The organism is uncultured Oscillibacter sp. (genome assembly GCF_950073225.1).
Taxonomy (GTDB): domain Bacteria; phylum Bacillota; class Clostridia; order Oscillospirales; family Oscillospiraceae; genus Oscillibacter.
In genome coordinates, this window is record NZ_CATMPS010000024.1 from 37629 (window position 1) to 45057 (window position 7429).

The window sequence follows — 7429 nt, forward strand, 5'->3', positions numbered from 1 at the left end:
AGATTTTCTTCTGCATTTTTCACAAACTGATACTGGTTGGAATGGTTATTATGCGCAATCAACTCAGTTAACGTCAAAATTAAATTTATTTCCACAATTCTCTGCAGCCATTCTCAAACGCTTACATTTATCCCATTCATTAAACCATTCAACCTTTGGCAAAAATTCCGATATCTTCTCCCATTTAGAGGGTTCCATATCGTTCTCCATCAAAATCTTGTGCACGGTTAGAAATGCAAACTCAACGCACTCATTTGGAAAAGTCTCATTTGAACGGAGAATGATTGGCAGGATAAACTGGGCGTAGGTTCTTTTTAAGTCTTCCGAAGTTGTATTCAAACAAAATCTTTGATAAAAATCAGCCCAGAGATCAGCGGGTTCGGTCAACATGGTTTCTTGATAAGGGTCTATTACGGAGATGACCGCTTGGAAAAGCACCGGATCACGTACACATTTAAGTTTTTGGATACTGAAACTTTGATTGTACACACAAACATCACACCACTGCAATACTGCCGAACCTGTTTCCACCTTTAAGGGTTCGACACATTCAAAAAACGATTCAATGCTGATATTGCCGAACATCTCATATACATCTTTAGCAAAACAATATTGACTGGTTTGATAGAGACCTTTTAGAATGCCAACGCATTCATCAGGTATACTGTTCTTCGATGCCATGAGTTTCCGAAGTTCATGCAGAGATTCCGCTTGGACACTTTTCGATTGTTTCCAGATGTCTTTGCACAGTGCAAGCCTCCAGTTCAAGCGAAGGAACAACGCACACAGATAGGGAGACTGATGCAAGAGCAGAGAAAAATCACTCGGTGTTAGAAGCATAGCACAATATTGAACTGCGCTCTCACCCGTTGCATTTAATCCCCGCTCAATAAGGCTTGGCAGAAAATGGATCATGTCCTTACGGAAAGCTTGCCACATCAGGTCAAGGACTTTTTTAAGCACCTTCTCGGAGGCAAATACATCCTCACCAAAAAGCGAATCTGAGGTTGAAAGAAAATCGGACAGAACGGGAAGGAGTACAGATGATTCTTCGTGCAGTATGGGTTGAGAAAGAAATATCCGTTCAAACACTTTTCCCATTACATTCGTAACATCTCTTTTGTTGTTTATATTTTTCTCAAGCAGACATAGAATCTCCGTTATGGAAAATTTATCTAAATGGATAAGCAAGTCATAAATCTGCTCAAATGCAAACCAATTTTTATAGTTGTAATACTGTGTGCCGCAGGATTGCACAAAATTCCTGATTTGCGGCGATTTCCGCTTAGCCACAGACGCCGCATGAAGATTGTGTGGACAAAGATATTGAGAAATGTCCAAAAAAAACATTTTTGATCGGTTTGATCGAAAAGAGGCTCTCGTTACCGAGGATGGCATAATTTGCAGATCCAAAGGCACCTTTTGCACTTCCCGATTAGAAAACGAACCCGTGCAAAAGGTGAGATCTCTGAAGAAGTTTAGTCCCATATCACAAAGCATATACGCAAGCGCCGCGTTAAGTGCCGCGTTATTCTCGGCAACCGCGACTACCGGTTCCGCATGTCTGGTCAGAATGGACAATAGGCAGTACGCTGTTTTTTGAATATCAGAGGGTGTGGGGCCGCTTTTATATGCACCGTCAATCTCAATGGGCATCATATAAAAGTTTTTCCATGTCCTTTTAAGGGTGCTTGGCCGCTGAAATAAGCTCTCCAGGTCAATTTGATTAATCTCCGTTGAGCTGCCGCAGTCTAAAAGCAGTGTATGCGTCCAAACGCAGCCTAACCTGGGCATTTCGGGCGCGTACCATGTCTTACTCAAGGCATAGAAATTCTCTGCCAGCAAAAAGCAGCCTGTCAAATAGCCGTCAAAGCCTTTTGGTACAGCGGGGCCGGACAAATCGCTGAGCGGCCCTAGTATTTTCAAGGATTGGTTTGAAAGCGGAACCGATGAGGCCAACAGATCGTGTCCATTGGAATATCCCCAAAGCGCCTGGTGTATTTTTGCCATTTCTACATCTCCACTGACGCATGCATCACATTCCATAGAGGGAGCGTGATGTCATGTAATCGTTCTCCGGCGGAATCGACGACCAGAATTCTCTTTACAGGCGCAGCGCTATGTTTTTCAAGCAATCGCTCCGTCTCTTCCTCTGAATTCAGCCGTCCGCCCTGGGCGCTGATGCCATAGTATAAAACGTCTAATTGATCTCTGTGTGTATAAAGATATTGCCATAATAATGGGAGATGTTCTTTCACGCACTGCTCCGGGCCTTCACAGTCTGCGACAACATCCCAGGCAGAAACGACTACCGCAAGTGGTACGGCGCCGCTCTCGTGGTTTTCCAGCAAAAACAAAATGTCCTGCAGGAGGACTGCAAGCTGTATAGCCGTAGGCGTTGCTTCTTTGGGTGCTTCTGCGGGCGTATCTTCCCCAGGCGGTGTCTCTTCAGGGCTGTCCTTCGCGGCTCCCTGTGAATCCTCCGGAGGCGACTCCCTCCTGATGTGAGCGGGAAGCTCCGAAATCAGCTCCGGCTCCTTGATGTTTCCCGGGTTGATAAAGAGCATAATGCTTCCGCAGGCTGTGATTTGGGCAGCAAGCTCCGCTTCCATCTCGCGTGTGCGATACTGCTTCTGGAATGTTTCTCCAGAGAGGTCGGGAAATTCAACTTGAAAGACGTTGCCCTCGCTGTCTTGTAATTGGAGGTGCAGGCGCTCCTGCTCTGTACCCGGGTTCGTTCTTGGGACTTTTTCCCCTTTTGCCCAGGTTTCTGCCAGCAGGGCCAAATACTGGTGGTTCCCTGTAAACCTGTCCCACTTGAGCTTTGTCTGAATATCGGTCTGCTCCAGCGAATATGCTAGAGCCGCCAAAAAAGATGTTTTTCCCGCAGCAGGAAGGCCAAGGATAAAACACGATCCGTTCTTCATCTTTTTGCCAGCTCTCCCCACAAATTAAATTGCGACTTCATTTCAGATACTTGCCGCTGTGTAGCCTTACTCCAAACAGAAGATTCCGCCAGAATATCATCCAATAACTGCTCCACGCCATACCCTACCAGGCAGGTTTCGGTATCGCCCGGCATGGCTGCAATCTGATAGAGACGGCATCTTTCTTCTAGCGCCGGAATTTTTTTGACTACTCTTGCAAGAATGCTGTTTGCAAAATCCGAAAAAGAGCCCTCATCCATTTTTGCAATCAGGTCATATTTGCTAATAACAATCAAAATACGAGAATTATGTTTCAAAAGTCCGCCGTCGGAGAACGTGCGCAAAAGATGCTCCATACGCAACAATTCCCCATCTCGATCTCTCTTCCTGATCAGGAGTTCCCCGTTCAGAATATAGAGGAAGTGGGCTGCGGCGCAGGCAACCGGAAATCTTTCCTGCGCCGCATGGATGTCCGCGTGGATCTCCTTGAAATCTTCTCCGGAAAAGTCTGTTGTCAAGAGGTTGATCATCTCACCGGAGTCACGCCGTTGAAAACGAAGATGCAGAAATTGATCAATAGAACCCTTGGGTGTCCTTCCCACATCAGGTTGTGCGCGCATGGAATCGACCCTTGTGGGAAAAGCCCGCTCCTCAAAGGCGGCCAACGTCTGTGAACCGGCAAAAAGATACTTTTCCTGGTACTTTCCCGTTAAAACCGCATGATAAATATAAGTGAGAAGCGCTGTTTTGCCGCTGCCGACATCACCCGCCAATATACAAAGATTGGATTTCTCGGCCGCGAAGATCGGATTCAGCTGTTCCACGGAAAGCGGCTGCCCTTCCGGCAGTTGGACTGCCCCCGATCCATCCGTGTCGGTTTTGCCTTCAGAATCGACCTCCAGTATACCGGCATCAATAAAATCAGAATTATCCATAGACGTTCCTTATTCTACTTATAGCAATTTTCATAGCAACGCAACGCTAAAACTTCAAGATACATCTGCCATGCATATTGATATGGTGTAAAGTTATCGTTCTCAATTTCAAAAAACTCCCGCCGGAATTTAGGATACCATTCCTCTGCCTTTTCGGCGTTATGAGAGCAAATGATCCCGTTGCAAAGCGGGAGGCATTCCAATATCGGCGAATTTTTAGCAACTTTGAGAATTTTCTCCCGCAGTATGGACGGTACTCCCATGACGCAGTCCGAGAAAGACTGCTTCTTTTGCGCTCCCTTGCATGCAGCAATCAGCTTTCCCAATATCCCCTCCATCGCATAAGGGCCGGGGTAGTTCGTAACAAACTGAGCCGCCTCATATCCAATGACAATACTTCCCTCAGTCTTTTCCAAAGTCTTCAAAGGACAGCCGAGACTATTACTCCGTTCTGAGAGCATCCACCAAAGCAGTTGAGAGTCTTCCCTGTAAATGTCTTGGTGTTCTTCTTGCTCAGTAATCCGCTTTTTGATTGCCTGTACACTGCTTTGGACACTGCTCAAAACCTTCAGAAGTTTGGCTGGCGCATCTCCCTCCCAGCCATTTTCTTCAATGTACGTTTTCAGCTCCGATAATCCCATTACAGAAAAGGCGGGCGTATTCTGGTTGTCCAGATTTTCTCGTAAGCTACACCGGTTGTCATCAAACTCTTGTTTGACCGTCTCCAGAATTGCAGGAAAAGGCACTTGTTCGTGAGCAAAGGAATAGCTTATTATCAGCAATTCTCCAATGTCGCGTATGTCGCTGTTTTCCACGATTTCCAGCAAGGTGACGCCAGCCAAGAGCGTCAGTTCTTCTTTGTGTTTCTTTGAAAACGAGGGGTCCACTTGAGCAAACGATTCGACGAACTTATCCAGCTGCTCCTGGCCCACAGTCCGCTTGCCGTATAAATTCAACAGAAATTTTATGTCTTCAATCGCTGCGTTTTCCGCAAAATTCTCTATGCACGCGATTCTTTTTTCCACCTGGCCCTCGCTTGGATTTGGGCACACATCTAAATACCATTCACGAAAATTTCCATTCATACCATTGGCCCCCTTCTTACTTCTTCCAGCAGCTGCTCAACGCAGCCCTGTTCCTTAGCCCGCCTGATATAGCTGTCCAGTAAACATATATGCGGGGTCTCCCCATCCGCCAGCCTGTCCAGATTCAACTCCGCAAGGATCTCTCGCCGACGGAAAAAGGGGAGATTCATGAAGCCGTAAATAAATCGGCGTTCCCACGATTGTACGGAAATCTTCGGCGTTTTGAGTTCTTCTTCTGACGAGGAATTTGTATCCTTCGAAAGCGCTTCTTCATCAGCTTTTTCCTCCAGGTTGATTTGAAACTCCTCGTATTCTACGCCGCCCGGAAGCCTCTTCTCAGGTTCAAAGGCAGTTTGCGCATGATTCAAGACCCGCGAATAGATTCTCACCGTTAAACAGGGCGTTCCGCTTTTACTGTCGACATCCAAAGTGATCCAGTTATATCGCGGCTTCCATTCGCCATATGTGCGGCACGGATGTGTCGCTCCGCTGCCAACAATGAGACTCTTTCCGTTAAACTCGATTTTCTGGACATGTTTATGGCCATACAACTGAACAGCGACCCTGTTACTCATTTTCTCGCTGAGTATTTTGCCCGGGTCCTCCCAGCACTCCGGCGGATGGTGACATAAACTGAGATAAATCGTGTGGGTGCTTCTCTCTGGTATCTGACAATTACCAATACGCATTTTCTTTTCTTGTGTTTCACTGATGTGATCCTCTTCGCTGGAAATCATGGCGGAATTGATCCCAACCAGGCAAAGGTTATGCTCCGCGTCAATGGGCATGATTTGCTGCCACAAGAGCTTGTCCTGTGTATAATCACAACAATATCGTGCCGCAAAAGTCTCATTGAAATTTTGAATGGGAAGGCCCAGCGTATATGCGTCCTGGGGAGACCGCATAAACTTTGCCAGGCAGAGGTCATAGTCTACCTGAGTGTGTGCGTTTTCCAGTTGATGCTGTAATAATTTAACGCAGCTTGTGTTTTTTGTGATATTTTGATCGACATCATGATTCCCAGGTACGCAGAAAATGTGAGTCCTGTCAATCGACAATTCCGTGCAGATTTGTTCAAGGAATTCAGAAGCAGCCTTGTATTCCGCCGCCTGCCCACTGAACGCAATATCGCCGCATATGAGTATCCCATTTATTTCAGTGATGGCGCTTTTGCAACAATATGTAATATCCCACAGCACTTCGTTCCGTAAATCCTTATCAACATCATAAGAATCGTTGCTATATTTATTGAAGTGAATATCGGATAGATGAATAAATGCGAGCATATCCTACACCCTTTTATATCTAAATCTTACCCACTCTGCTAAGAGCAAAAAGTGACTCATCTCTAAAATTAGCCATATTATACCACGTTGGCAAAGAAATAGCAATCTATTTTATTTATATTTACCATTTCTTAAAAATTAGAATACGCATAGACAGTCCAAAGGGTTTCCTCCATAATGAAGTATACTACAATATAAAAGGAGGATTTTTTATGGAAATAATGCCTAAGCTTATTAGCCAGTATCTTGCATCTGGCGAGTATGTGCGAAAACTATCTCCAAATACACTTAAAGCATATAGAATTGATCTTCTGCAATTTTCTGAGTTTGTAGGCGGAGAATGGCCGAGCTCAAATGAGCTAAATGAGTATATTAAATACCTAAATCAAAAATTTAACCCACGTTCTGTCAAACGAAAACTAGCTAGTGTACGAGCCTTTTACAGAAATCTGGAAGAAAATAATATTATAATAGAAAATCCCTTTAATAGACTCCACATTCACATCCGCTCTCCCCAGCAGCTTCCTCGAATTATCCCAAATCAGATACTTCGTGACCTGTTGGCATATGTTTATAGTACTTATTCGACGAAGCATAGAAATACTTTGCGGGACATTATGATTCTGGAGCTACTCTTTGGCACAGGGCTTCGAGTTTCGGAGCTTTGTGCATTAAACAACGACACATTTTTGCTGAGTGACGACTCAATTCAGTTGCTAGTCAATGGCAAAGGGCAAAAAGAGCGTATTCTTCAGCTTTCAACACCGGAGGTTGTCCGAATAGCCCACATATACTGTCAGGAATTCTCAGAGGAAATACACAACCAAAAGGCGATTTTCTTTAATCAGAGGATACACCCGCTCTCTCCTCAATCGGTGCGCAGAATTATTAATAAATATCTGAAAAAAATGGGAATAACCTATCATGTGACACCTCATATGTTTCGGCATACGTTTGCAACCTCATTGCTGGAAGCAGGAATGGATATCCGATATATTCAATCGTTGTTAGGACATAGCTCTATTTCAACAACGCAAATTTACACACATGTTGCTACACAGCGGCAAAATATGTTGCTCGCAGAGAAGCATCCACGAAGAAAAATGAGTTTTTCACTTTGAGCATATAGAAGGCCGCCAGATATTATCTGGCGGCCTTCTATATGCTCACTTGCAGGATAATCTGCAATTATCCGC

The 7429-nt window shown here is 44.9% G+C and carries 6 protein-coding genes; 1 reads left to right on the forward strand and 5 read right to left on the reverse strand.

The genetic code is table 11. The features are described from left to right. Window positions 1–63 precede the first annotated feature (63 nt). The 5 genes from Q1M04_RS11485 to Q1M04_RS11505 are packed head-to-tail and all read right to left on the reverse strand — an operon-like array spanning window position 64 to window position 6233. A complete protein-coding gene (locus tag Q1M04_RS11485; RefSeq protein ID WP_300345748.1) occupies window positions 64–2010 on the reverse strand; it encodes a hypothetical protein in 1947 nt (648 codons plus the stop codon). A 2-nt stretch (window positions 2011–2012) separates the two neighbouring features. Further along, window positions 2013–2927, reverse strand: coding sequence for a TRAFAC clade GTPase domain-containing protein (locus Q1M04_RS11490; RefSeq protein ID WP_300345746.1), 915 nt, complete (start codon window positions 2925–2927; stop codon window positions 2013–2015). Further along, a complete protein-coding gene (locus Q1M04_RS11495) occupies window positions 2924–3862 on the reverse strand; it encodes a TRAFAC clade GTPase domain-containing protein (RefSeq protein WP_300345744.1) in 939 nt (312 codons plus the stop codon). Before Q1M04_RS11495 ends, Q1M04_RS11490 begins: the two co-directional genes overlap by 4 nt. A 14-nt stretch (window positions 3863–3876) precedes the next feature. Further along, entirely contained in the window at window positions 3877–4947 is a 1071-nt protein-coding gene (locus tag Q1M04_RS11500) for a GTPase-associated system all-helical protein GASH (RefSeq protein WP_300345743.1), read from the reverse strand. Then, window positions 4944–6233, reverse strand: a complete 1290-nt coding sequence (locus Q1M04_RS11505; RefSeq protein WP_300345741.1) for a metallophosphoesterase — start codon at window positions 6231–6233, stop codon at window positions 4944–4946. Before Q1M04_RS11505 ends, Q1M04_RS11500 begins: the two co-directional genes overlap by 4 nt. A gap of 212 nt (window positions 6234–6445) precedes the next feature. Between Q1M04_RS11505 and Q1M04_RS11510 the strand changes: the two genes are divergently transcribed. Beyond that, window positions 6446–7354, forward strand: coding sequence for a tyrosine-type recombinase/integrase (locus Q1M04_RS11510; RefSeq protein WP_300345739.1), 909 nt, complete (start codon window positions 6446–6448; stop codon window positions 7352–7354). Window positions 7355–7429: the final 75 nt, after the last annotated feature.